This is a genomic window from Streptomyces sp. NPDC001889, assembly GCF_053594535.1.
Genome location: NZ_JBSFER010000006.1, coordinates 214,779 through 240,901, shown reverse-complemented (window position 1 = coordinate 240,901; position 26,123 = coordinate 214,779). Strand labels below are relative to the sequence as shown.

General features: G+C 71.4%; 15 protein-coding genes and 1 pseudogene. 11 read left to right on the top strand and 5 right to left on the bottom strand.

All coding sequences use genetic code 11. The features are described from left to right. The first annotated feature begins 19 nt into the window (after positions 1 to 19). Positions 20 to 7,474, top strand: a complete 7,455-nt coding sequence (locus tag ACWCRA_RS08805) for a LamG-like jellyroll fold domain-containing protein (protein ID WP_451067113.1) — start codon at positions 20 to 22, stop codon at positions 7,472 to 7,474. A 98-nt stretch (positions 7,475 to 7,572) separates the two neighbouring features. On the opposite strand, the pseudogene ACWCRA_RS08800 reads toward ACWCRA_RS08805, so the two are convergent. Further along, positions 7,573 to 7,923 (bottom strand): annotated as a pseudogene (locus ACWCRA_RS08800) (acyl-CoA dehydrogenase family protein); the annotation flags it as partial. Next, positions 7,836 to 8,255, bottom strand: a complete 420-nt coding sequence (locus ACWCRA_RS08795) for a thiolase family protein (protein ID WP_451067112.1) — start codon at positions 8,253 to 8,255, stop codon at positions 7,836 to 7,838. The pseudogene ACWCRA_RS08800 and the gene ACWCRA_RS08795, both read right to left, overlap by 88 nt. A gap of 255 nt (positions 8,256 to 8,510) precedes the next feature. Here ACWCRA_RS08795 and ACWCRA_RS08790 point away from each other — a divergent pair, with 255 nt between their 5' ends. Both ACWCRA_RS08790 and ACWCRA_RS08785 read left to right on the top strand, forming a co-directional pair. Continuing rightward, positions 8,511 to 9,161, top strand: coding sequence for a TetR/AcrR family transcriptional regulator (locus ACWCRA_RS08790; protein ID WP_351542908.1), 651 nt, complete (start codon positions 8,511 to 8,513; stop codon positions 9,159 to 9,161). 147 nt (positions 9,162 to 9,308) lie between these two features. Further along, on the top strand, positions 9,309 to 10,166 hold the full coding sequence (locus tag ACWCRA_RS08785) for a lipase family alpha/beta hydrolase (RefSeq protein ID WP_351542905.1): 858 nt from the start codon (positions 9,309 to 9,311) through the stop codon (positions 10,164 to 10,166). A 121-nt stretch (positions 10,167 to 10,287) separates the two neighbouring features. On the opposite strand, the gene ACWCRA_RS08780 is transcribed toward ACWCRA_RS08785, so the two are convergent. Beyond that, positions 10,288 to 11,274 carry a LacI family DNA-binding transcriptional regulator gene (locus ACWCRA_RS08780; protein ID WP_351542902.1) on the bottom strand — a complete coding sequence of 329 codons (987 nt, stop codon included), beginning with the start codon at positions 11,272 to 11,274 and terminating at the stop codon, positions 10,288 to 10,290. Between the two features lie 642 nt (positions 11,275 to 11,916). On the opposite strand from ACWCRA_RS08780, the gene ACWCRA_RS08775 reads away from it, so the two are divergent. From ACWCRA_RS08775 to ACWCRA_RS08760, 4 genes are all read left to right on the top strand, one after another. Beyond that, positions 11,917 to 13,263 carry an NtaA/DmoA family FMN-dependent monooxygenase gene (locus ACWCRA_RS08775; protein ID WP_351542898.1) on the top strand — a complete coding sequence of 449 codons (1,347 nt, stop codon included), beginning with the start codon at positions 11,917 to 11,919 and terminating at the stop codon, positions 13,261 to 13,263. Between the two features lie 39 nt (positions 13,264 to 13,302). Beyond that, positions 13,303 to 13,827 (top strand): flavin reductase family protein, encoded by a 525-nt coding sequence (locus ACWCRA_RS08770; protein WP_351542895.1) that lies wholly within the window; start codon positions 13,303 to 13,305, stop codon positions 13,825 to 13,827. Continuing rightward, on the top strand, positions 13,820 to 14,278 hold the full coding sequence (locus ACWCRA_RS08765; RefSeq protein ID WP_351542892.1) for a riboflavin kinase: 459 nt from the start codon (positions 13,820 to 13,822) through the stop codon (positions 14,276 to 14,278). Before ACWCRA_RS08770 ends, ACWCRA_RS08765 begins: the two co-directional genes overlap by 8 nt. 114 nt (positions 14,279 to 14,392) lie before the next feature. After that, complete coding sequence (locus ACWCRA_RS08760) at positions 14,393 to 15,148, top strand: nicotinamide mononucleotide transporter family protein (protein ID WP_351542889.1); 756 nt, start codon at positions 14,393 to 14,395, stop codon at positions 15,146 to 15,148. A 109-nt stretch (positions 15,149 to 15,257) separates the two neighbouring features. Here the strand turns inward: ACWCRA_RS08760 and ACWCRA_RS08755 are convergent, their stop codons facing one another. Next, entirely contained in the window at positions 15,258 to 16,328 is a 1,071-nt protein-coding gene (locus ACWCRA_RS08755; protein ID WP_351542886.1) for an MBL fold metallo-hydrolase, read from the bottom strand. An 831-nt stretch (positions 16,329 to 17,159) separates the two neighbouring features. Between ACWCRA_RS08755 and ACWCRA_RS08750 the strand changes: the two genes are divergently transcribed. The 4 genes from ACWCRA_RS08750 (at position 17,160) to ACWCRA_RS08735 (ending at position 25,363) form a co-directional block, all read left to right on the top strand. Next, positions 17,160 to 18,287 (top strand): CE1758 family FMN-dependent luciferase-like monooxygenase, encoded by a 1,128-nt coding sequence (locus ACWCRA_RS08750; RefSeq protein WP_451067150.1) that lies wholly within the window; start codon positions 17,160 to 17,162, stop codon positions 18,285 to 18,287. 1 nt (position 18,288) lies between these two features. Continuing rightward, the gene (locus tag ACWCRA_RS08745) at positions 18,289 to 18,909 is read left to right on the top strand and encodes a CE1759 family FMN reductase (protein WP_451067111.1); all 621 of its coding nucleotides are present in this window, start codon (positions 18,289 to 18,291) and stop codon (positions 18,907 to 18,909) included. A 487-nt stretch (positions 18,910 to 19,396) separates the two neighbouring features. Beyond that, the gene (locus ACWCRA_RS08740; protein ID WP_451067110.1) at positions 19,397 to 24,034 is read left to right on the top strand and encodes a non-ribosomal peptide synthetase; all 4,638 of its coding nucleotides are present in this window, start codon (positions 19,397 to 19,399) and stop codon (positions 24,032 to 24,034) included. 87 nt (positions 24,035 to 24,121) lie between these two features. Continuing rightward, on the top strand, positions 24,122 to 25,363 hold the full coding sequence (locus ACWCRA_RS08735) for a 3-deoxy-7-phosphoheptulonate synthase (RefSeq protein WP_351542877.1): 1,242 nt from the start codon (positions 24,122 to 24,124) through the stop codon (positions 25,361 to 25,363). A gap of 151 nt (positions 25,364 to 25,514) precedes the next feature. Here ACWCRA_RS08735 and ACWCRA_RS08730 read toward each other — a convergent pair whose 3' ends face one another. After that, complete coding sequence (locus ACWCRA_RS08730; protein WP_351542874.1) at positions 25,515 to 25,994, bottom strand: MarR family winged helix-turn-helix transcriptional regulator; 480 nt, start codon at positions 25,992 to 25,994, stop codon at positions 25,515 to 25,517. Between the last annotated feature and the right edge of the window lie 129 nt (positions 25,995 to 26,123).

Genomic DNA, 26,123 nt, shown 5'->3' with positions numbered 1-26,123 from the left:
CTCCGAGGACGGATGGCCCATGACCACGGCTGACCCGAGTCTGCAGAAGGCCTACAACGACCGCCGCTACACCCACACCACGATGGTGCGCCACCAGGGAACGGCCCTCGCCTTCGCCCTGGACGAGCAGCGCCGCATCGTCTACACGGTGCTCGACCTCTCCGTCCACGACGACGCCAAGGGGGAACTCGACGCCGCCTACTGGTCCGAGAACCCGGTCGAGCTGCCCTTCCCGCGCGAGATCGTCAAAGTGGGCTACGCGGTGGCGGGCGCGACCGCCCTGCCCGTGGTCAAACGGGGCGGGCGGAGCGAGGCGGGCGCGGACGAACTGCTCGCCGACGACGAGACCGACCCCTTTCTCTCCTCGACCGCCCGGCTGACCGCGCCCGCCGTGCCGTTCCAGGTCCTGTCGGACGGCACCCATGTGGTGGTGCTCCGGCAGGCGGTCGACGGCGGACACGCGGACGCCGTCCACCTCCTCACCGGGGGCGGCAGCTCCGGCAGCGCCTCCCGTACCGACTATGTGAAGGACACCGCCGGGACCAAGGTGCCGGTGGCCGCAGCTACGCTGCTCTGCGACCGCTTCCTCCTCGTCGGCGGCGCCCTCAAACCGGTCAGCGAGGTCCGCTTCCGGCGCAGCCGTCACAAGACCAGTCCGGATTCGGTCAAGGACAGCCTCGGCGCCACCGACATGGACGGCAGGCCGTTCCTCGAACCCACCCAGGAGCTGGCGTTCATCCGGAACCTGACCGGGGGCCGCTTCACCGCCGTCCTCACCCCGACCGCCGTACAGGGCCGGCAGCGATGGCAGTTCTTCGCCCACAACACCACCACCAAACGGATCGACTCGTTCAGTGTGGAGCAGGGCACCGAGGGCCTGTTCAACACCCAGGGCACCCGCTACTGGACCAGCCCCGACCCCCAGTACCGGACATCGGTCTATGAACGGGCCCCGGGCTTCTGCCCCTTCACCGGCCGGCCGCTGGTCCCCGTCCTGCCGGAGGCCCTGCACGCGGAGAGCGCGGTCAGCTTCCCCGATGCCACCGGCAACAACTGGATCGACTGCGGCCGGCCCGCCCTGGGCCTCGGCTCGGGCCCGTACACCATCGAGGCGTGGGTCAAGCCGGGCAGCCGCAGCGGCTCGGTGGTGTCCCAGGCGGACTACTCGTTCCAGAGCGGCTTCCGGCTGAAGGTCTACACCGATCAGACCGGCCCGTACGCCAATCCCACCGACGACCGCCACCTGGAACTCACCCACCCCAACGGCAGTGTGTGGGTCTACAACGTCCTGAAGACCGGGGTGTACGCCCATATCGCGGCCTCCTACGACGGAACCACCGCCTCCCTGTACGTCAACGGGTCACTGGTGAAACAGGGCACCCTGCCCAGGACATCGAGCAGCACCGCGAGCCTCTGCATCAACGCCGCGTCCGCCGTCGGCGGCACCTACTCCGGCGTCATCGACGAGGTACGGATCTGGAACCGGGCCCGGACCCAGAGCGAGCTGGCGGAGGAGCTGTCCTACCGGCTGATCGGCAACGAACCGGGGCTGGTGGCCTACTACCGTCTCGACGAGGCGACCGGCAGCACGGCGTACGACCAGAGCGACACCGGCGCCCACGGCACCCTCACCGGAAGCTGCTCCTGGGTCGCCTCCGAGGCGCCCATCGGGGACCACCCCGGGGTGCGCCGGGACAGCTTCACCCTGAGCGGGCGCGATGTCGTCACCGGACTGACCGCCACCGTCTACTACCAGCAGGAGAACCTGGCCTCCGGCCACAGCGGCACCGTCCAGCCCGCCAAGCGGCAGGCCCGCGTACTCCTGGCCTGCGGCACCCGGCCCACGGGCACCGCCACGGGCGACCCCGCCGCCGCCACCGTCGACTTCGGCGTCGGCCTGGACGGACGGCTCTCCCAGATCCCCGATGTGGTCACCCTCACCGCCCTCCCCCAACCGCCGCCGTCCTCCACCACCGCCGACACCCTCAACCAGCGCATCACCACCCTCCAGAACGAGACCGCCCAGCTGGGCACCGACATCACCGGACTGCGGAACCAGCGGAGCGCCCTCGGGCCCGACCGCGCCCTCCCCTCCGATCCCTGGGTCACCGACATCCTGCGGCGGAAGGTCGGCCTGGACGTCTCCGCCGGGGGCCAGATCAGGGTCCTCGGCACCGACGGCAGCACCACCGACGGCGCACCGGTCACCCTGCTCAACCGGATGTACAACTGGCAGCTGCTGCCGCTCCCCAGCAGCTCCGCCTGGGACGTCCGGGTGGCCATCGTCGACCTGGAGGCCGGCGGCTACCGGGTCGTGGAGACCGAGAACGGCGGCACCACCGCCGGGACCCGCCTCGTGCTGAGGCGGCGCTCCTTCGCCCAGCCGCTGCCGGACTCGGCCCAGTGGGTTCTCAGCAGCTCGTACGACACGACCCGCTACCGCCAGACACTCAAGCACGTGGCGAGCGGGAAGTACCTGAGCGGGAACACCATCCAGGAACAGAGCCAGGCATCGCAGATCAGCATCCAGTCCCTGCTCGCCTACGCGCCCGATGTGCTCAACCACGAGAAGCGGCAGCAGGAGGCGACACTCGACAACTCCATCGCGGACAAGGAGAATCTGCGCACCGTCAAGGGCCTGGAGCTGGACGCCGCCCGCGATGAACTGGCCCGGCTCACCGGCGGGGCGCAGGGCGCCGCCGACACCACGCTCGCCGTGCCGCTGATCGGCACCGACGCCGCCGGCCTCAGCACCTCCGGAGCCCTGCTGACCTTCGCCAAGGCCGACACCACCCCGTTCCTGCTGGACAGCGCCACCGGCCGGGTCGCCCTCTACTACCGGGCCAGTGGTGACGGCCAGTTCTCCGCCGCCTATCTGGACACCGCCACCGTACGCTCCACCCAGCGGCTCTCCGGGACCGACGGAACGATCCTCTTCACCGCCCGCGACCCCGGCGTCGACATCGGCAAGGACACCACGATCACCGTCACGGCCGGAGCCGCGACCACCCTGTGCACGCTGACCATCACCCGGGCCACCGAGACCGAGACCTTCCAGAACGTTCCGCGCCGCGCCCGGGACCTGGCCGGAGTGATCAACGGCCTTCCGGACGAACCGGTCAGGATCGGCACCGTCGCCAGTGCGGCGGGCCGCACCCTCACCCTCGCCGCCGGAAGCCCCCTCGAACTCACCGACGCCACCTTCCTCCAGATCTCCGGCCGCCGCTACCGCGTCACCTCCGCCGTGCAGAGCGGCGCCACCGCCGTGACCGTCGCCTCCGATCTCGCGACCGGTCTGACCAACGCCGTGGTCTCCCTGGTGCGCTACGACACCGCCCAGGCCACCGCGTCCCGCGCGGGGGCCTCCCTCGCACGGGGCTCCCGCTGGATCGCCGTCGGCGCGGAGAGCGCCGACACCCTGATCCCCAACGGCACCGCCACCGGAGCCACCCCCGGCCACGGCACCCGCTGGCGCGGCGACTCACCCGGCCGGGCCCTCTCCTTCGACGGCACCACCCAGCGGCTCTCCCTGCCCACGGCCCAACTGCCCCAGCTCGCCGCCCCCGCCGGCGATCTCACCGTGGAGGCCTGGGCCAAACCCGACCCCGTCACCACCACCCCGACCCGCCAGCGGCTCGTCCAACTGGAGTCCGGCGACACCAAGACCTCCCTGATGCTGCTCCCCGCCGCCCGCGCCATGGCGCTGAACGGCATCAGCGCCATGCAGATCAACAACGCGAGTCCCACGGGCACGGACTTCACCATCGAGTGCTGGCTCAAGCGCTCCGCCAACCGCAACAGCACGGACACCATCGTCGCCTGCGGCACCAACGGACTCACCATGGGCTTCACCGCGAGCGGCGCCTTCAGCTTCGGCTTCGGCACCGGCAGCTCCGTGGAGACGCTCACCACCACGACCACCTGGAGCGACACCGACTGGCACCACTGGGCGGTCACCTTCAACCGCACCACCAAGGCGCAGGTCATCCACCGGGACGGTGCCGAGGTCGCCCGCCGCACCGCCGCCACCCTGCCCGGGAACGCCACCTTCGTCATCGTCGGCCGCACGGACACCGGCACCACCGTGTTCTTCAACGGACACCTCGCCGAACTGCGGACCTGGAACACCGCCCGCTCCGACGCCGAGATCACCGCCCTCAGGGACCGGCCCGTCACCGGCGACGAAGCCGGACTGACCGGCGCGTGGAGCTACCAGAAGAGCACCTCGTACAGTGACGGGGCCCTGCTCTTCACCGACCGCTCCACCGCCGTGCGCCACGGCGGGGTCTGGGGCAACGCCGACAACGCCGACTCCCCCCTCGGCTACCAGGTCATCGCCAAGGTCGCCGACCAGATCCGGATCAGTGACCGGACCTGCCCGATCGGGGAATGGTCCCATCTGGCCGCCGTGTACGAGCAGTCCTGGGGGCTCCGTCTCGACGGCTCCTCCTGGGCGGAGACCCAGGACGCCGACCAGCTCGACCTCACCGAGGACCTGACCATCGAGGTCTTCGCCACGATCGACGCGGTCGGCACCCGGCAGGGCCTTGTCTCCAAGGGGCAGCTCGGCGACAGCGCGGGCAGCGTCCCCTACCAGTTCTCCGTACTCCCCGGCGGACGGCTGGAGTTCGCCTTCGAGGAGCCCGGCCCCTCGGTCCGGCGCTACACCTCCAGCACAGCGATCACCCCGGGTTTCCACCGGCTCGCCGTGGTCCGCCGCGGCGGGAAGTCCATGGAGCAGATCAAGGGAAACAAGGAGTTCACCTACAAGGACGCGGACGGCAAGGAGAAGACCCAGACGGTGGAGGTGATCGACCGGGTCGACACCAAGACCTGGGACGACATCGTCTTCGTCGCCGACGGCCAGGAGATCGGCACCGGCCGCTACACCGGCCCCGGCCCGCGCGGCAACGACGGGTCGCTGGAGATCGGCCGCGCCCGGACCACTTCCGCCGTCCACCCGCTGACCGGCACCCTCGGCGAGGTCCGCATCTGGAGCAGGGCCCGCGACACCGCCCAGATCGGCACCCCGCTCCAGCCCCGTGACGAAGGACTGGTGTCCCGCTGGTCCTTCGAGGAGAACGAGGGCAGCACCACCCAGGACCCGGCCGGCGGCCACACCCTCCGCCTGCGCGGCGCCCGCTGGACCACCGACCCCGACCCGGCCGCCAGCACCTTCCGGATCTACCGCAACGGCCAGCCCCTCCCGTCCACCGCCGTCAACACCGTCACCCTCCGCGGCTGGAGCGGCGGTCAGCTCACCCTCGGGGCCATCAACACCGGCGGCACCACCCACGCCGACTTCTTCCGGGGCACCCTGGAGGAGGTACGGATCTGGCAGACCGCCCGTACCCGGGAACAGCTCCTCGACAACCTCTTCACCCGTCTCAAGGGCGACAAGAAGGACCTCCTCGGCTACTGGCCCTTCGACAGCGCCTCCACCACCACCAGCGCCGCCACCGTCGCCGACCACTCCCTGCGCGGCAACAACCTCGACCTGGGAACCGGCAACAGCCGCCCCACCGTCGTCCAGTCCACCGCACCCGTCTCCACCGACACCGCCGCCGTCCGCTCGGCCCTCGCCACCGTCGCCACCCCCTTCCACCGCACGATCTCCGCACCCCCCGCCGCCGCCGAGTACGCCGACCTCCAGTACACGGCCGCCGGTGAGGCGTTCGGCGTCCTCAAGCGCTGCTACAGCCACATCAAGGACAGCGCCTGGAACCTCACCACCGGCTACAAGGTCGGCGACCTGGTCAGCGAATGGGTCAGCCAGATCCAGTTCGACCCCCAGCTCATCGGCTATATCGAGGGCGCGCCCCCCGTCCCCTCCGAGAACCTCACCAGCACGACCACCACCACCGAACCCGCCGGCTGCTCCAGTGTCACCTTCCAGCAGGCGGACACCGTCACCTCCACCCTCTCCTCCGACCGCGAGCGGAGCGTCAACGCCTCCTTCAACCTCGCCGCGGGCGCCGAGATCGACGAGAACATCCTGATGATCACCGCCCCTCTCGGCATCGGCACCGCCCAGCCACTCGCCTCCGTCGCCCTCCGCGCCCGGATCGGCGGCGGTATGGAGTACGTCAACACCTGGACCGACGAGACCTCCGTCTCCCAGGGCACCACCACCGACTACGCCACCACGGCCACCCTCACCGGACACTGGGAGGACAGGTCGGCGCCCCTCAACAGCGCCATCGGCCAGCGCTATGTCCCCGCCAACCAGGGGTACGCCCTCGTCCAGTCCGAGACCGCCGACGTCTACGCCCTGCGGCTCGCCCACTCGGGAACCCTGGTGGCCTACCGGATCACCCCCAACCCGGACATCCCCCGGGACTGGAACATCATCACCTTCCCCATCAACCCCCAGTACACCAAGCAGGGCACCCTGGACGGCGCGGTCGGCTTCAACGACCAGGGGAAGGTCCTCGACCCCTCCTACCCCAACGCCTCCCAGCGCGGCGACTACAGCTACTTCAAGCCCCGCGAGGCCTATGCCCTCAAGCGCCGCATCCTGCGCGAGCGCCAGCATCTGGAGGCGTACTACAACGCCGTCTCCACCGAGACACATGACTCCGACCCGACGCGGGAACTCGCGGCACGGGTCCTGGGCTCCGTGATCGGCGCCTCACCGAGCACACCGGCGAAGAACGCTGCCACCCGCTCCCAGGACGCCTTCGCCAACCGCCACATCGCCAACACCTACGTCTGGACGGCGGACGGCGGATTCTTCGCCGAGACCACGAGCACGGTCGATGTCGTCACCGAGACCACCGGCGGCTCCTACAGCGTCTCCGGCTCGGTCACCACATCCCTGGAGATCGACTTCGAGATCGCGGGCATCGGGGTCGGCCTCCAGTTCGACGCCTCCATCGGGGGCGGTATGACCGTCACCCGCCACCGCTCCCGGGAGGCCACCCGCTCCCACAGCCTCAGCGTGGTGTGCAGCCCCACCAACGACCTCCAGAAGTACGGCCAGGACGGCAAACCGGTGTATCTGAACGGCAAGCCCGTCCTCGCCCCCGGCAAGGTCGACGCCTATCGCTTCATGACCTTCTACCTCGGTGAGGACACCTCCCACTTCGACGACTTCTACAACAAGGTCGCCGACCCGGTCTGGCTCGCCAACAGCAACGAGGCGAACGCCGCGGCCCTGCGCCAGGCCCGCCAGAGCGACCACAAGCCGCCCTGCTGGCGCGTCCTCCACCGGGTCACCTACATCTCCCGCATCCTGCCTCCGATTCCCCCGCCCAGCGCACCGCCGCTGGAGAAGGCGATGAAGGACCTGGACATCGCCAGCAACTACGAACTGATCCGCCGTCTCGACCCGTATGTCCGCTCCTCCACGACGAGCGGCCATGAGCTGGCCACGGCCACCCGCGCGGCCCTCACCACCTATCTCCCCCAGCTCCTGCCGCACACGGCGGCCGTCATCGCCTTCCTCACCGACTACTACGGCATCACCGACTGAACCGGCTGAACCGGAGCGGTCTCCGGGGGAAGATCTGCTCTTCCCCCGGAGCCCGTGCCCGTGCCCGTGCAGCCGGAACGGTCGCCGGAGGCGGGCGGTCAGAGGCCCATGTCCTTGGCGATGATCGTCTTCATCACCTCACTGGTGCCGCCGTAGATGCGGTTGACGCGGATGTCGGCGTACATCCGGGCGATGGGGTACTCCAGCATGTAGCCGTAGCCGCCGTGGAGCTGGAGGCACTGGTCGATGACCCGGCCCGCGCTCTCGGTGCCGTGGAGTTTGACACGGGCCGCGTCGGCGGGGGTGAGGTCGCCCGACTCCTCCAGCTCCATGGCCAGGTCGCAGAGCGCCTGTGCCGCGGTCACCTCGGTCTCGCACTCGGCGAGCACGAACTCGGTGTTCTGGAAGGAGGCGACGGGACGGTCGAAGACCGTGCGCCGAAGAACGTACTCCAGTGGGTGGTGAGCGCCCCGCGCCGCATCTGCTCGAAGCCGACCGCGAGCGCGCACTCCACCGCCCCGGACTCCACCGCCTGACGGGCCAGCCACAGGGCGGACGAACCCGTCGCGCAGTTGTTGTTCACATTGACGACCGGCACTCCGGTCATACCGACGCGGTAGAGCGCGGCCTGGCCGCTGGTCGAGTCGCCGTACACATAGCCGGCGTACACCTGCTGGACCCGGTCGTAGGCAATCCCTGCGTCCTCCAGCGCCGCGCGGATCGCATGGGCGCCCATCACGTCGTAAGGGTCACTGTGACCCGGTTTGGTGAACGGGATCATCCCGGCACCAGCCACGAGGACTCGGCGATTCATCGCACCTCCAGGGCGGGTTGAGTGATGTGAATGCAAGTTCAGTTTTTTCGTAGACTCCCTTGTTTTCAAGGGGTGAAGGAGAAGCAACCATGCGATGGGGTATTTGAAATTGAGCGTTGGTGGCCGGGCGGTCGCCGGTGCGGTGGCCGTGCTCGGCAGCCCGCGGAACGAGATCCGCCGGGCGGCCTGTATCTTGGGCCGGTGGCTGGTTCGGTGGGGGACATGGGAGACGCGAAGGGCCGGCGCATCCGCGGTCTGGACGCCGGGGAGCGGCGCGCGAGACGCCGTGAGGATCTGCTGGACGCGGCGCTGGAGCTGTTCTCCGTCCAGGGCTACCAGGACACCTCGATCGAGCAGGTCTGCAAGCAGGCGTACGTCGGGACCAAGAGCTTCTACGAGGTCTTCACCGGCAAGGAGGCCCTGTATCTGGCGCTGCTCGACCGCATCGTGGTCGATGTGACGGGCCGGCTCACCTCGGCGCTCGACGCACGGGACGCGCCGGGTGGCGGCCGGGACGAGAGCGAGGCCGCGCGGGCTCTGATCCGGCACTTCGCGGACGCCTTCGTGGACGATGTGCGAGTGGCGCGGGTGACGTTCGGCGAGGGCCGGGCCGTGACACCGCTGGCGGAGGCGCACCGGCGCGCCAACCGCCGCTGGGCCGCCTCCTTCGTCGAGACGGCCTGGCGGCGGCTGGGCGTCGAGGCGGGTCCGCACGGACACACCGTGGCCATGGGGCTGATCGGTGGCCTGTTCGACATCATCGCCGACTGGCTGGTGGACACCGGCACCGCGCCGCCCGCCGACCGGGCGTCCCTCCAGGAGGGTCTCGACCGCTTCTACACCGTGGTCAGCTCCGGACTCCACCGCTCCTGACGTCCCGTCACGCCCGTCGCGCGCCGCGGGAAACCCTTCCGGGGTCGGTCGGCGCACGCCCCTGTTCTTTTTGGAAACGATGCCTTGTTCCCAGCAAGAGGGCGTGCTCTACTTCCGGGTAACCTTCCACGAACAAGGAGTTGCCCGATGGCCAGGCTCCGCACGTTCCTGGCAGCCCTCGTGCTGTCCGTACTCGCCTCGACCACGCTGACCACGGCGGCCTCCGCCGACGCGCCGCCCCGGTCGGGGTGGAACAACTGGTCCTGCCGTCCCAGCGCCGCCCATCCCGAGCCGGTGGTCCTCGTCCACGGGCTCGGCGGCAACAGCTGGGACAACTTCGCGACCCTCGCACCCACCCTCCGCTCGGCCGGCTACTGCGTCTTCTCCGAGACCTACGGGAAGACCGTGCTGGGCGGGCTGGCCGGCGGGCTCGCCCCGATGGCCGAGAGCGCCGCCGAGGTGGGCGGGTTCGTCGATCGTGTGCGCGCCGCGACGGGGTCGGCGAAGGTCGACATCGTCGGCCACTCCGAGGGGACCACCGTCCCGGCCTACTACATCAAGTACCTGGGCGGGGCCGCGAAGGTCGACGACTTCATCGGCTTCGGCTCCAACTTCCGCGGCACCACGCTCCAGGGCCTGACGAACCTGGCCGCCGCCCTGAAGCTCCAGGGGCTGCTGACCGGCGTCGGCTGCGGGGCCTGTACGGACTATCTGCCCGGCTCCGCCTTCCTCGCCAAGCTCAACGACGGCCCCGTCGCCGTGCCCGGGCCGGAGTACACCACCATCGTCAGCCGCTACGACAGTGTCGTCACGCCGTACACCAGCGGCCTGCTCACCGGGGACAACGTCACCAACATCGTCCTCCAGGACAAGTGCCGTCCGGACTCCGCCGGCCACCTCGGCATGGCCATCGACCCCAACGTCGCCCAGCTCGTGCTCAACCGGCTCGACCCCGAGCACTCCAGGCCGTTCCGCTGCCTCCCCTTCACCACCATCGGCATCTGACACACCGTGAGACCTCTGTGGGGGCGGCCCGTGCCGCCCCCGCCGTGCTGTCCGGACGCCGTTCCCCCGGGTGTCCGCCGGAGCGCCAACTGGACGCCGAAGCAGCGGATGTGAGCTGCCGTCAGATCTCGCTGGTCGAGGCGCGCACAACGAGCTGGGGAGGGAACCGCTCGACCCGCTCGGTCCGTTCCCCGCCGGGGGCCTGAAGCAGCGTCAGGCCGCGTTCGGCCATGGCGGAGAGCGGGTGGCGGATGGACGTTATCGGCGGGTCGAGGAGCTTGAGCATCTCGGTGTCGTCGAATCCGGTGACGGCGATCTGCCGGGGCACGGCGACCGATGAGCGGTGCAGTGTGCTCACCAGTCCCACCGCCAGGACATCCGCTCCGCAGACGACGGCGTCGATCCGGTCGCGCTGTTCGATGATGCGGCGCGCCGCCGTCCGCCCGGCGTCGGTGGTGAAATCGGGCAGCAGGATGGTGGTGGCGCCGGGTCCCCGCGCCCGGGTGAAGGCCGCCAGCCGTTCCGCGCCCGAGGAGGAGGTCTGGTCGGCGACCAGGGCGATCCGGTGCCGCCCGATGTCCTTCAGATGATCCACGAGAAGCCCGACCGCCGACACGTTGTCGAGCGTGACGGCGACCGTGCCCGACCCCTTGGCCCACCGGTCGAAGAGGACGACGGGACGGCGCTTGGCGGCCTCCCTGATGGCCGGTCCGGACGCGCCGGCGGAGACGGGGACGACGAAGAGACCGTCCACCCGGCCCCCGAGCAGGGTGTCGATCTGCTCGGCCTCGATCGCGGTGTCGTTCGCCGCGTCGGAGACCACGAGCGCACCGCCGACGGCGCGCACATGACGGGCGATGGCATCGGCGAGCTGGACGAAGTAGGGGTTGGCGAGCGTGGGGACGATGACGCCGATGGTGCCCGTCGCGCCGGTGCGCAGTGCCCGGGCCGAGTGGTTGGGCTGGTAGCCGAGCCGGTCCGCCGCCTCCTCGACACGGCGCGCGAGGTCGGGATCGACATTGCGCTGGGTGCCGGCGAGAACGCGTGATGCCGTCGCGCGGGAGACGCCGGCGGACTTGGCCACGTCGATGAGTCGGGGCGCTGTCACGGAGGTGTCCTTCTCGGTCGGGGGGCGGGGTGCGCCACGGTGTCGGGCGACCGGGCAGCACGAGGCTACTTGACGGCACGGGTGCGCTGGTACAGCATGTCGGAAATCGATCTCCCGAGGAGTTCGCATGTCGCTCACCAGAGTCGCCGGTTCCGTGAACCGCGACGTCGCCCTGACCGCCGGGGACCTGTCGCGACCTGTCGAGACCGCGTTCGCCCGGCACGTCGCGCCGTTCGGGCACACCGCCCCGAGCGGCCGGCCGCCGGCGTCGCCCCCGCTGAGTTCGTCCCCTTTATCCGGTTCCGGCCGGCTCCACCGCCGATGATGTGACGGTCCGCCGGAACGCGCCGCGCTCCCGCGCCGGACCGTCGTGACGGCGCCCGGGGCGGACGGGCCGTCCTGAACGAGGCGCACGCCCACCGCACCCACGCCCACCCCGGCGCCATCGCTGGACACCGTCGCTACCGTGGATGGCGACGGCCCCCTTCCGCGGTGTTCCCGCCGGCCCGCCCGGACACGGCACCGGCCCCCGGGCCGCGGCCGGCGGACCGCCGCGCGGCACACGGCCCGGCCCGGCGTACCGCGAACACCCCTGCCCCGGACACCTCGCGAGTCCACCACCAGCACAACGGAGAACCACCCATGAGAAACCTCAGGATCGGCGTGTTCGAGAACGCGCAGACCAACGCGAGCGGTACGGCCACCTGGCGCCACCCCGACAGCCGGCGGCACCTCTTCGACACCCTTGAGTACTGGCGCGAGCTCGCCGCTGTCTGCGAGGACGCCAAACTGGACTTCCTGTTCCTCGCCGACGCCTGGGGCTGGTCCGAGATCGACGGCACGCGCCCGCCCATCGCCACGGAGGAGACCCTCGACCTCCCGCGTCTCGACCCGATAGTCGTGGCGTCCGCGCTGCTCTCCACGACGACCGACCTGGGTCTCGTGATGACGGGCTCGGCCCTGGTGGAACCCCCGTACGCCTTCGCGCGCCGCATGGCCACGCTCGACCAGCTCTCCGGTGGCCGCATCGGCTGGAACATCGTGACGACCGGCACCGCCGACACCGCCGTCAAGGCGTTCGGCATGGAGATGGTGGACCACGACGACCGCTACCGGATGGCCGAGGACTTCCTCGATCTCGTCTACAAGTACTGGGAAGGGGCCTGGGAGCCGGACGCGCTGGAGAAGGACAAGGGCGGACGGTTCGCGGACCCCGCCAAGGTGCACCTCGTGACGCACAAGGGCCCGTTCTTCCGCTCGCAGGGGTACGGCAACACCGCGCGCTCCCCGCAGGGCACGCCCGTGCTGTTCCAGGCCGGGGCATCGCCCGCGGGCCGCCGGGTCGGCGGCCGGCACGGCGAGTGCATGTTCGTCGGGAGCGGCTCGGTCGAGCAGCTCGCCGGGCACACCGCCTCCATCCGCCAGGAGGCGGTCAAGGCGGGCCGCCGGGCCGACGACGTGAAGGTGATGTCCGCGTTCTCCTGTGTCGTGGGTGCGACGACATCCGACGCGGAGCGGCGCTACCGGCAGATCCTGGACGCGCAGCGCTCCGAGGTGACCGTCGCCAGCTACGCGATGTTCACCGGCCTCGACCTCTCGTCCTACGCGCCCGAGACCCCCATGACCGCTCTCTCCACCGAGCTGTCGCAGACCCAGGTGGCCCGCTTCGCCGGGCGGACGGTCGGCGATGTCCTCGCGGACTGGCACACCCACGGCGTCGGAGCGCGCCCGGTCGTCGGCACGGCCGAGGAGATCGCCGACGAGATCTGCGCGCTCGCCGAGGGCGCCGACCTCGACGGCTTCCTGCTCTCCCCGACCGTCCAGCCCGTGTCGACGACGGACTTCGTCGAGTCGGTCCTGCCGATCCTGCGGGCGCGCGGAGTCTTCCGCGGGGAGTACACGCGGGGCGAGAGCCTGCGCGAGCGCCTCACCGGGGCATCCGACCGCGCACTGCCGGCCAGCCACCCCGCAGCGCAGTACCGGCACTGAGAACAGAACAGAACGCGCGACGAGAGGATGTCGAAGACCATGGCCACCGCTGCCCACAACCCGCAGGGGGCGTCCGCGCCGGCGGAACTGGACGCGGCGACGCTGCGACGGGCGTTCGGGGCCTACCCGACCGGTGTCGTCGCGATCAGCGCGCTGCGCGGGAACGAACCGGTCGGGTTCGCGGCGAGTTCGTTCGTCTCGATCTCGCTCCAACCGCCCATGGCCGCGGTCAGCGTGGCCCGCACCTCGACCACCTGGCCCCGGCTCGCCGGGGCACCCGTCCTGGGGCTGAGTGTGCTCAGCCGGGGCCAGGGCGGGCTCTGCCGGCGGCTGGCGTCCCGGGAGGTCAACCGCTTCGACGGCGTCGCGTGGCAGGCGACGCCCGAGGGCGCGGTCGTCATCGAGGACGCCGCGCTCTGGCTGACGGCCCGGGTGAGCGCGACCCACGACGGCGGCGACCACGAGATCGTGCTGATGGAGCTGCTGACGGCGGAGCTGTTCTCCGGTGTGGAGCCGCTCGTCTTCCACACCAGCCAGTTCCGCGAGCTCACCCCCCATGGATGAGACCCCGTCGGTCCACGCGCACCTCACGGGTGCGGTGGTGCACGGCGCCGGCCGGGGTCACGGGCTGGGGTTCCCCACCGCGAATGTCGCGGCCGACCCCGGCTCGCGGGTCCCCCCGCCCGCGATCTACAGCGGCTGGGTCGTACGCCACTCGACCGGCATCGTCCACGCGGGGACGGTCAGTATCGGGTCGAACCCGACCTTCTGTGACACGACCGATGTCCATGTCGAGGTGTACTGCCACGACACATCGGATGACTTCTACGGAGAGCGCGTCGGACTCTGGTTCGTGGCGCGCATCCGGGACACGGTGAAGTTCGCATCGCCCGGCGATCTGATCAGCGCCGCCCGGCAGGACGTCGCGCGGTCGGAGGCACATCTCGCCTCCGGCCCCGGGCGCCGCGTCCTCGCCGCGGCGCTCGCCGCGCACCGGAAGACCGTCTCCCGCTGAGGCAGCACTCCGCACGGAATCGGCGCGCACTGCCGGTTCCCGTGCCATGACCGGCCCGGTCCGGTCCCAACCCCCCACTCCCAGCCTTGCTTCGAACGAACAAAGGTGTGAGTAATGAGTGCATTCGCGTGGTTGAACGACCAGTTCAGCCTCTTCGGCTTCCCCGTCTACTGGTCCGACTTCCTCGGCAACATCCTGGCGCTCGCGACGGTCTGGCTGGCGCTGCGAAGATCGCTGGTGGCCTGGCCGGTGCAGATCACCGGATCGGTGCTCCTGCTGATCGCGAGCCTGAACGTCGATCTCGGAGGCAATGCCGCCCGGCAGATTGTGATCATAGCATCGGCCTCATGGGGCTGGGCGACGTGGCGGCGGAGCAGGGAGAAGGAAGGCGCGATCAACGTCCGCTGGGCATCGTGGCGGGTGCGCGGTGTGCTGCTGGTCGCCATGGTGGCCGGGACCTTCGCCTTCGGCGCCCTGCTCAAGACCACCGAGGCGTCGTTCTACCCGGGTGCCCCCTGGTGGATGGTCCTCGCGGACGCCTGGATCTTCGTCGGCTCGATCCTGGCGATGTACACCCAGGCCCGCCGGTATGTGGAGTTCTGGTTCGCCTGGCTCGCCGTCGACCTCGTCGGAGTGCCCCTGGCCATCCACTCCGAGCTCTACTTCTCCGGGATCGTGTACGCCATCTTCTTCGTCATGGTGGTCATCGGGATTCGCGACTGGGCGTCCCGCAGCAAGGACCAGGAGATCGCCTCGCCGCTGGAGCCGGCTGCCGTCCTGGAGGGCCGGAACGACACCCCGCCGGCCACGGGAGCGCAGGCCCCCCGGCCGGGCACGGAGGCGGCGAGCGGACCCGCGGTCGCCGACTGACCGGTGATCCGGGCCTCGTACGGCACCGGCGTCCAGGGCCTCGGCCGGGTCCTGGACGCCATGGGGGCGACCGTCGCGGAGAGTCGCGGAGGGGCCGCCGCTGCCGGGTTCAGCCGCGGGGCCGGGGGAGGATGAGCTTCTCGAAGCCGGAGACCATGCCGTACTCCAGGCGGAGCGCCTCAAGGACCGAGTAGGCGTGGTACTTGGTCATGACATCGGCGCCGGCGAGGCGCTGGGCCCAGGTCTGGCCGTTGTCGGTGACCTTCTCCAGAGTCTTCCGGGTGACGTAGTTGGTCATCTCGTTGAAGTAGTTCTCCCACAGGACCCAGGCGTTGGAGAAGCCGATCCTCTCGATGTACTCGAACTCCTGGCCGTGGTCGAGGGCCTCCTTGGAGAACTCGACGATGTCGTGGGTGTAGTCGCGGGATGCCCTCGCGTCCTCGGGGGTGCCGTAGCGGTTGACATGACCGGAGACGACGCCCTTGAAGTCGTAGCCGAGAATCCAGTCGTGCGCCTCGGCCCAGCCGCGGATGTTCTCGGAGGCGTCGCAGTGCTTGAACGCGCTCCATCCGGGGCTGATGATGTCGATCGCGGCGAGCGCCTTCTGCCGCGGGGCGTAGATGAAGATGTTGCCGGGTGTGTGGTTGACACCGTGGTAGTCGAGATGGAACCGGACGCCGTTGACGTCGAGGGTGTCGCTCTCGGTGATGGTGTCGGTGGGCAGCGGCAGTCCGCGCTCGCCGCCGAGGTCGGGCCAGCGCTGGATCATCTCGCGGGTGTAGTCGTGCGCGATGACCTTGGGCTTGGCGTCGGCGAAGACACCGGCCGCGCCGATGTGGTCGGAGTGCCAGTGGCTGTAGATGAGGTGGGTGACCGGCTCGTCCGTGACCTCCGCGATCGCGCGGTTGAGGTTCTCGCCGAGCAGTGGCGGGGCGTCGACCACGACCACACCGTTGCCGGTGCTGACGAACATGGTGTCGTAGGCGCCGGAGGTCACGTAGTAGGCGCCGTCGTTGATCTCCTCGACGTGGTAGCCCTTGGCGAGCCGCTCCGGCAGGAAGAGCGCGCCGTAGCTGTCGGCGGGTATGGGGCGGTAGTCGGCGAGGGTGTTGAGCGGCATGCCCGCCGCGCCCAGCTGGTGCCGGTCCGTGGGGGTGCCGGGCTTGAGGTGATCGGTCATGGTGCGTGAGTCCTCTGTGCGGGTGGTGGGGGAGAGAGGGCGTGACCGCTCTCCCAGGGGTGGGGGGCACCGCGCGGACGCTGCGCGGGGCCGACCGCAAGTGAGCCAGATAGTTCGTTCTGCAACGAAGATAAACACGCCTGCGACCGAGGGTCAAGCGAGGCGGCCGGATGGTCTGTGTCATCGATGTCACTCCGGGAATGTCCAGCCCAGTGGTGGTATCGGAGGGATGATGATTCGTTGCTGAATCAACTGGATGCCTGTCTTGCGGAGCTCCGCGCCCTCGTCGGGGTCAGGGGCTTCGGGCGGTGATCGGCCGGCTGGACGCGGCGCACCGCACCCTCCGTCCCCGGCCGGCGGACCCGGGCCGCGCACGGGTCCGCCGCGCCCGCCGACCCGTCCCCGCGGTGGGCCGCGCGCCCGCCGCCCCGGAGGCCGCGCACCCGTCACCGCCGGCGCCCGTCCCCGGAGCGCGGAAGAGTCGCCGCCCCCCGCTTCGCACCCCCTCTCACCTCGGTGAATCCCGGAGACGAGGGGGTGGCGGCGCCGGCCGGCGCCCGGAGGCCGGTTCGATTCCGGGGTCCACGGGGTATGGGTAAGTGAGCCATGAGGCCGATGTGGCGGGTGTGGTCACCCCCGCTCGCCGAGGGAGCCACCGCCGGAGGGAGCCACCGCCCCTCCCGCCGGGGCACACCGGCCGGGGCAGCGGAGCGCAGTGGGCCGTACACACGGCGCGGCGGCCGGCAGCCGGCTGCCGCACGAGCGAGGAGGACCCCGCACGGCGGAGCCGCGCGTCACCCCGGTAAGGAGAGTGGCAGCGAGATGAGTGGTATGCAGTTCGGTATCTTCACCGTCGGTGATGTGACACCCGACCCCACCACGGGCCGCGCGCCCACCGAGGCGGAGCGCATCCGGGCCACCGTGACCATCGCCGCCAAGGCGGAGGAGGTCGGTCTGGACGTCTTCGCCACGGGCGAGCACCACAATCCGCCCTTCGTGCCGTCCTCGCCGACGACCCTGCTCGGCTTCATCGCGGCGATGACGGAGCGGATCATCCTCTCGACCTCCACGACGCTGATCACCACCAACGATCCCGTCAAGATCGCCGAGGACTTCAGCGTGCTCCAGCACCTGGCCGACGGACGGACCGATGTGATGCTGGGCAGGGGGAACACCGGACCGGTGTACCCGTGGTTCGGCCAGGACATCCGCAAGGCCATCCCCCTGACCGTCGAGCACTACGGGCTGCTGCGCCGGCTGTGGCGCGAGGAGGTGGTCGACTGGGAGGGCGAGCTGCGCGGCCCGCTCCAGAGCTTCACCCTCGCCCCCCGCCCGCTGGACGGCATTCCGCCCTTCGTCTGGCACGGCTCCATCCGCACCCCGGAGATAGCGGAGCTGGCGGCCTTCCACGGGGACGGATTCTTCGCCAACCACATCTTCTGGCCCGCCTCCCACACCCGCACGATGGTCGAGCTGTACCGGGAGCGCTTCGAGCACTACGGGCACGGCCCACCCGAGGCCGCCATCGTCGGGCTCGGAGGACAGGTCTTCCTCCGGCCCCGCAGCCAGGACGCGGTCGAGGAGTTCCGGCCCTACTTCGACAACGCGCCCGTCTACGGGCACGGACCGTCGCTGGAGGAGTTCACCTCGCTCACACCGCTGGCGGTGGGCTCGCCCCAGCAGGTGATCGACAAGACCCTGGGCTTCCGCGAGTACGCCGGGGACTACCAGCGTCAGCTCTTCCTCGTGGACCATGCGGGGCTGCCGCTCAAGACGGTGCTGGAACAGCTCGATCTCCTGGGTGAGCAGGTCGTGCCGGTGCTCCGCGAGGAGTTCGCCGTCGGCCGTTCCCCCGCCGCCCCCGACGCCCCCACACACCAGTCGCTGCTGCGGGTGCGCGACGCGGCGGACGGGCCGGGGGGTGCGGCGGACGACGGCACACCGAGAGGGAGCGGCTGAGATGACGGTCAAGATCTCGATCATCACGGGCGGGCTGCGGGAACCCTCCTCGACCCGGCTGCTGGCCGACCGGCTGGAGGCGTCCGTCCGCACGGAACTCACCGCGGCCGGTGCCGCGGTCGAGTCCTCGTTCGTCGAACTGCGCCCGCTGGGACGCGCGATCATCGACGCGATGCTGAGCGGATTCCCCACCGAACCCCTGGAGAAGGCGTACGGCACGGTGGCGGGCGCCGACGGCGTCATCGCGGTCACCCCCGCCTTCAACGCCTCCTTCAGCGGGCTCTTCAAGTCCTTCTTCGACGTCCTGCCGGAGGACACCCTCGCCGACATGCCCGTGCTCATCGGTGCGACCGGCGGCACCGAACGGCACAGCCTCGTCCTGGAGCACGCCCTCCGTCCGCTCTTCTCGTATCTGCACGCCATCGTGTCCCCCCGGGGTGTCTACGCCGCCACCGACGACTTCGGCTCCCGCGACAGCGGCGCGGCCCTGGGCGACCGCGTCAGCCGTGCCGCGGCCGACTACACCCGCCTGGTCCAGGGCTGCGGCCCGCGCGCCCGGCGCGGGTCCCTCACCGACGAGGTCGCCACCATGGAGCAGCTCCTGCGGCGCGGAACGCCGTGACCGGGACCGCCCCGAACCGCTCCCCGCGCCTGTCCCGCATTCCTCCCTTTTCGGTTCCTCCCTCGCATCCCTCTCCTCTCTCCCCGTCGTTCGGAATGTGATCCTCCACCGGGGGCGTCTTCCGTGCTCCCCGGGGAATTCGACGACGCGTGACAAGAGGTGCCGCGGTCGCGGGAATACTCCGCACCGCCCTGGGAACCCTGAAGCCTGGCTGCCCCCGCGACGCGGCGACCGCGCGGCGCCGGGCGCCACCATGCGCGGAACCACCCTCAGGATCAAGGGAGTTGGCCACGGGGCCGGCCCGGAGGCGGGGCCCGGAAGGCGCCACGGGGGGCGGAGGGCCGGCGACTTGACACGTCTCGACGGAGCGGGCCATAGTGATTTCCTTCTGGAAACCATCTGAATTCTCAAGCCATGCCCGAAACGTGTCCGAACCATCGAAACGGAAGGCGGTGGGGTAATGCCGAGCCCGCTGGAGTCTGTGGTCGTGGATATATGGAAAGGAATCGCCGGGAAAGGGGACTTCCCCGCCCCCGCCACCGCCGAGGGGCGGGCCGGCGAGCGGGGAACCCACATCGCCGAGTTCGCGACCACGCTGCGCAGCGTGCTCGACGTCGACATCGGCCCCGAGGAGATCGCCGCCCAGCCCGACTTGGGGGAACTCGCCGCCCGGGTGGAGGAGTTACGCGTCCCGCCGGCCCGCGCCGCCGCACCGCCCGGCCCGGCCGGCCCCCCGTCCCCGGACACCCGGGACGACAGCGCGATTCCGGCCTCGTACGGCCAGACCGGCCTCTGGTACACCGACCAGTCCGTCACCAACTCCGCCATCTACAACTCACCGATCGTGCTGCGCCCCCGCTTCCCGGTCGACACCGGACTCCTGGAACGGGCGCTGCGCCGCACCGTCGTCCGGCACGAGTCACTGCGCACCACCTTCGCCATGGAGGACGGCGCACTCGTCCAGCGGATCTCCGGGGAACCCCGCGCCGACTTCTCCGTCGAGCGGTACACGGATGACGAGGAGTACGACAGGATCGTCCGCCGGGTCATGGACACCCCCTTCGACCTGGCCGAAGGCCCTCTGGTGCGCGTCGTCTGCGCCGTGGACCCTCGGGAGCGCGTCCGGCTGCTGTGCAATGTGCACCACATCGTCTTCGACGCCACATCCGCCGGCATCCTGCTCGACGACTGGTTCACCGGATATCTGCGGCTGCGCGAGGGCCCCGGCGAAGACGACCGCCCCGCACCCGTCCAGTACCGCGAGTTCGTCGACCGGCAGCGCCGCACCGTGGACGAACGCGCCCTGGAAACCCTGCTCCCGTACTGGCAGGAGAAGCTCGCCGGGCCGCTGCCCCTCCTCGATCTCCCTCTCGACAAGCCCCGCCCCGCCGTCCGCACCCACGAGGGCGGCAGCCACCGGTTCATCCTCCCGGCGGAGCTGACGGAGCGGCTGCGACGGCGCGCCGCCGAGGAGGGTGTCACCCTCTACATGCTGATGCTGTCGGCGTACGCGGTCCTGCTGCACAAGTACACCCGGCAGTCCGAGGTCCTCATCGGCAGCCCCGCCTCGCTCCGCGACACCCCGGCGCTGCACGGCGTCATCGGCTACCTCGTCCACACCATCGTCACCCGGCACCGCTTCGAGGACGCCACCGAGCTGCGGGAGCTGCTGCGGTCGGCCAAGGACGACGTCGTCTCGTCCCTGCGGCACAAGCACGCCCCGCTGGACCGGATCATCCGGCGCGTCGAGCCGGAGCGCAGCACCAGCCACCCTCCCGTCTTCCAGACCCTGTTCGTCATGCCGGACGGCGACGGCGGGCTCTTCGACCGCCTCGGTCTGCCCGTGGACACGGAGCCGTACGCCGGCCACAGCGCCAAGTACGACCTCTCCCTGCTCATCGAGGACCGCACCGGTGACGGAGGGCTGAGCGGTGTCGTCGAGTACGACGCGAGCCTGTTCCACCACACCACCGCCGAGGCCGTGGGGCGCCATCTGCGCACCGTGCTCAACCAGTTCGCCGACCGGCCCGGAACCCCGCTCGGCGAGGTCCGGCTGCTGGACGACACGGAGGAGCGCGAGCTGCTCGCCCGCTGCACCCGGCCCCGCGGCGGGCCCGCGCCGCGGCCCGTCATGGACCGCTTCCGGGAGCGGGCCGCGCGCACCCCCGACGCCGTCGCGCTCGTCCACGGCGACCGCACCCTGACCTACCGGGAGCTGGACCGGCGCGCCAACCGGCTGGCCCATGTGCTGCGCTCCCGGGGCATCGCCGCGGGCAGCAGGGTGGGTGTGTTCCTGCGCCGCTCGCCGGAGATGGTGGTGGGACTGCTCGGCATCCTCAAGTCCGGCGCCGCGTATGTGCCGATCGACCCCTCCTACCCGCAGGAGCGCACCGGCTATGTGCTGCGGGACGCGCGGGTCCGGCTCGTGGTCACCGAGACCGCGCTGGCCGGCCGGCTCCCCGACGGCCCGGAGCTGTTCCCGCTGGACGAGCGGGCCGCCGAGACCGACGCCCGGCCCGCGACCGACCCGGGCACCGTCAAGACCTCCGGCGACGAGTTCTACGTCATCTACACCTCCGGCTCCACCGGCGCCCCCAAGGGTGTCGTGCTGAACGACGCCACCATCGCCGCGCTCGTCGAGTACCAGCTCTCCGTCACGCCGGTGGGCCCCGGCGAACGCACCCTCCAGTACATGAGCCTCTCCTTCGACGTCTCCATCCAGGAGATCCTGGGCACCCTCTGCGGCGGCGGGACGCTGGTGCTGATACCGGAGGAGCTCCAGAAGGACCTGCACCGGCTCGCCGGGTTCATGGCCCGTGAGCGCATCGCCCGTGCCTACTTCCCGTACATCGCGCTCCAGCAGCTCGCCGCCCTGGCGACCGCCGACGGAGTGCGGCTGGAGGCCCTGCGGGAGGTCGTGTCCACCGGCGAACAGCTCGTGGTCTCCCCGCAGATCAGGGAGTTCTTCCGGACCCACCCCGAGGCCCGGCTCTGGAACATGTACGGCCCCTCCGAGACCCATGTGGTCTCCGCCCACCGGCTCCCGGCCGACCCCGGCGGCTGGGCCGAGGCCGCCGCCATCGGCCGCCCGCTCCCCGGCTTCTCGATGCTCGCCCTGGACGGCGCGGGCAATCTGGTGCCGCCCGGTGTCACCGGTGAACTCCACCTCGGGGGCGAACTGATCTCCCCCGGCTACAACGGGCTGCCCGACGAGACCCGCAAGAGGTTCCTCCGGTACGGCCGGACCGCCTCGGGCGCCAGGGCCGGCCGCGCCGACCGCGAGCTGCGGCTCTACCGCACCGGGGACCTCGCCCGGATCGGCGCCGGCGGCGACTTCGAGTACCTCGGCCGGGTGGACAGCCAGGTCAAGATCAGGGGCTACCGCGTCGAACCCTCCGAGATCGAGTCCGCGCTCAACGGCCTGGAGTGCGTGGCCGCGTCCGCCGTCGCCGCCGTGCCCTTCGACGGCGGGGACAAGCGGCTGGTCGCCTTCCTCGCCACAGAGGAGGACACCGACACCGACGGCCTGCGCGCGCTCCTCGGCGAGGTGCTGCCCGACTACATGGTGCCCTCCCACTTCGTCCGGCTGGACCGCATCCCCACCACACCCAGCGGCAAGATCGACCGCAAGGCGCTGCCCGCCCTGTTCGACCCCACGGCCCGGACGGCCTCCGCGCCGCCCCGCACCCCCGTCGAGCGGGAGATCGCCGACCGCTGGGGCGAACTGCTGACGACCGCCTCCATCGGGGCGCACGATGACTTCTTCGCCCTCGGCGGCCACTCCATCCTGGCGACCCGGCTCGTCCACCGGCTCAGGAAGGACTTCGGCGCCGGCATCGGACTGCGCGAACTGCTGGCCCGGCCCACCGTCGCCGGGATGGCCGCCACCGTGGAGGCCCACCGCGCCGCCGGCGGCCGGCGTCCGGCCGGGCCCGCGCCGGGACCCGATCCCCGCGCCGACATCCGGCTGCCCGACACCGTGACCGGCGCCGCGCCGCACCGGCGGATCGCGGACAGCGGAGGACTCACCCGCGAGAGCGGCGACGTCCTGCTGACCGGGGCCACCGGCTTCCTCGGCACCTATCTGCTGCGGGATCTGCTGGAGCGGACCGGCGCCCGGGTGCACTGCCTCGTCCGCGCCCCCGACGCGCGGAGCGCACGGCGCCGGCTCGCCGAGTCCGCGGCGCGCTACCGGCTCGGACACGACCTCGGGGACCCCCGGGTCATACCGGTGCCCGGCGATCTGGCCGCGCCCCGCCTCGGCCTCGACGAGAGGACGCACGAGACGCTCGCCGCCCGCGTCGGAGCCGTCTACCACGCGGCGGCCCACATCAACTTCGTCGCCCCCTACGCCTCCGTGAAGGCGGCCAACGTGGACGGCATGAGGGCCCTGCTGGAACTCTGCACGGCCGGCGGACGCCCGGTGCCGCTCCACTGCGCCTCCACCATCGCCGTCTTCTCCCCGGCCGCCCGCCCGGGCGTCATCACCGAGGAGAGCGTCCCGGAGGACGACCGGCACCTGGGCATCGGCTACACCCAGAGCAAATGGGTCGCCGAACGGCTGGCCCTGCTGGCCCGCGAACGGGGCGTCCCGGTGACCCTCTACCGCATCGGCCGGATCGCCGGGGACAGCGCGACCGGCGCCTGCCAGGCCGATGACTTCCTCTGGCGGCAGATCAAGAGCTTCGTCCAACTGGGCTCGGCACCACCGCCGGAGACGATGACCACCGATCTGCTGCCGGTCGACTTCGTCAGCCGCGCCATGGTGCGGCTCTCCCGCCGCACCGCGCTGCCCGATGAGACCTTCCATCTGTTCCACCCCCGCCCCGTCTCCTTCGACGTCGTGCACACGGCGATCCGGCGCGGCGGCAGGCCACTGGAGATCCTGCCCGCCGATGAGTGGTTCCGCCGCCTGGAGGAGTCGGCAGCCGCCGGCGGGCAGAACGCTCTCGCCGCCGCGGTGCCCCTCTTCCGCGAGGGAGCGCTGGAGCTGGGCGGGAACACCTACGCCAACGGCGCGACCGTCCGGGCGCTGCGCGCCGTCGGGATGGAGTGCCCGCCCATCGACGCGGCGGCCGTGGCCAGGATGATCGGCTTCTTCCGGGAGACCGGCGAGCTCGACTGAACCCCGCCGCGCGGCCGACGCCGCGCGGCGCCGAGCCGGTACCGCCCCACGGCGGTGTCCGGGACCTCAAGAAGATGGGGAACGACTGTGACCGACCGTGTCCCGACCGGAGTCCGTCCCACCCGAACCGAGGTGGACCGCGCCCTGGCGCTGCCCGCGCGGCAGCAGCCCGACTGGCCGGAACCCGAGCGCGCCGCGTCCGTGCGCGCCCGGCTGACGCGGGCCAGGGCGCCCGTCGGCCTCGCGGAGGTACGGCAGCTCGCCGGGCTGCTGGCCCGGGCCGCCGCCGGTGAGCTGTGCCTTCTCCAGGCCGGCGACTGCGCCGAGGACCCGGCCGAGTCGGCCGAGTCCGATGTGGCGCTCAAGGCCGGGATGCTGGATGTGCTCGGCGACATCATGCGGGTCGGCGCTGACCGCCCCGTCGTCCGGGTGGGCAGGCTCGCCGGGCAGTTCGCCAAACCGCGCTCCCGGCCGTACGAGACGAGGGACGGGGTCAGCCTCCCGGTCTTCCGGGGGCCCCTCGTCAACGGGCCGGAACCCACCCTCCGGGCCCGGCGGGCGGACCCGGCGCGGATGCTGGAGTGCCGCACGGCCGCCGCCCGCGTCCACCGCGCGCTCGACACCCTCGGCCGGGGGGCCGGTGCCGACCCGCTGGAGCGGATCTGGACCAGCCACGAGGCGCTGCTCCTCGACTACGAGGGGCCGCTGGTCCGGCCGACCGGCGATGGCGGCCACTATCTGGCCTCCACCCACTGGCCGTGGATCGGCGAGCGCACCCGGCAGCCCGGCGGCGCCCATGTCCGGCTGCTGGCCGAGCTGGAGAACCCGGTGGCGTGCAAGGTGGGCCCGGACACCACCGCCGGGGAGTTACGGGAGCTGTGCGCGCTGCTCGACCCGCACCGCGCCCCGGGCCGGCTGACGCTCGTCCCGCGCTTCGGCGCCGCCCGGGTGGGGCTGCTGGCCCCCCTGGTGCGGGCCGTGCGCAGGGCCGGTCACCCGGTGCTGTGGATGTGCGACCCCATGCACGGCAACACCGTGCAGGACGGCGACGGGCTGAAGGTCCGCAGGCTCGACGACATCATGAACGAGATCCGGGGCTTCCTGGCGGCCGTGTCCGAGGGCGGCGGGGTGGGCGCGGGGCTCCACATCGAGTCCTCGCCGCAGGACATCACCGAGTGCGCGGGGGCCGGGGTGACTCCCGTCCGGGGGCCGCGCTACCGCACCCTGTGCGATCCGAGGCTCAATCTGATGCAGGCCGTCGCCGTGGCCGCGCACTGGCAGCAGACCACCCGGGAGCGGGTGGGCGCCGAGGGGCGGGCGCGCCCGTAGCGTCCCCCGGCGCGGCGGTCACCGCGCGCGGACCGGCCGCGCTGACCGCCGCGCCCGCCCCCGCGCGCCCGCCTCGGTACGGGGTCCGGCCGGGGCCCTGTGGCGGTCGGCCCGGTCGGCCCGGTCGGTTCGGTCAGCCCGGTCGGTTCGGTCAGCCCCGGCCGGCCGGGCGCTCGTGCAGCAGACCCTTGATGGCGTCCGCCGTCCTCTGGCACATCTCGGCGAACGCCTCCCGTTCATCCGGACCCAGCGCGTCCATCGCCGCCCGCGCGTTCTCACGGCGGCCACGGGCACTGCGGGAGAGGAAGACATGACCCTCGTGCGTCAGCGACGTCGTCTGCTCGCGCCGGTCGTCGCCCAGCGCTGCCTGCTCCACCAGCCCCAGGTCCTTCACCACCCGGAGCGACTTGGAGATCGTCTGCCGGGACACCCCGAGGGACTCGCTGAGCAGGGAGGGGGTCATGGCGCCCCGGATGCGCAGCATCTCCAGCACGTCGTACTGCTGCCAGTTGATCGGCTCCGGGCTGGCGCTGGTGCGCCGGGCCACCAGCACGCACTGGAGGAAGGAGAGGGCGTCCTCCAGACTCGGGGCCCCGCTTCTCGGCGCGGGTGCGGTCTCCGGTCCGGTCATCTCTGTCACTCCACTTCCCACATCTTTTCCCCAGGGAAAACACTTTACCGCAGGGGGTCAGCGCCGGAGCCCGCTCACGGGCGGCGCGACGGGGCCGGAGGGGGCGGGCGCCGCCGCCCCCTCCGGCCC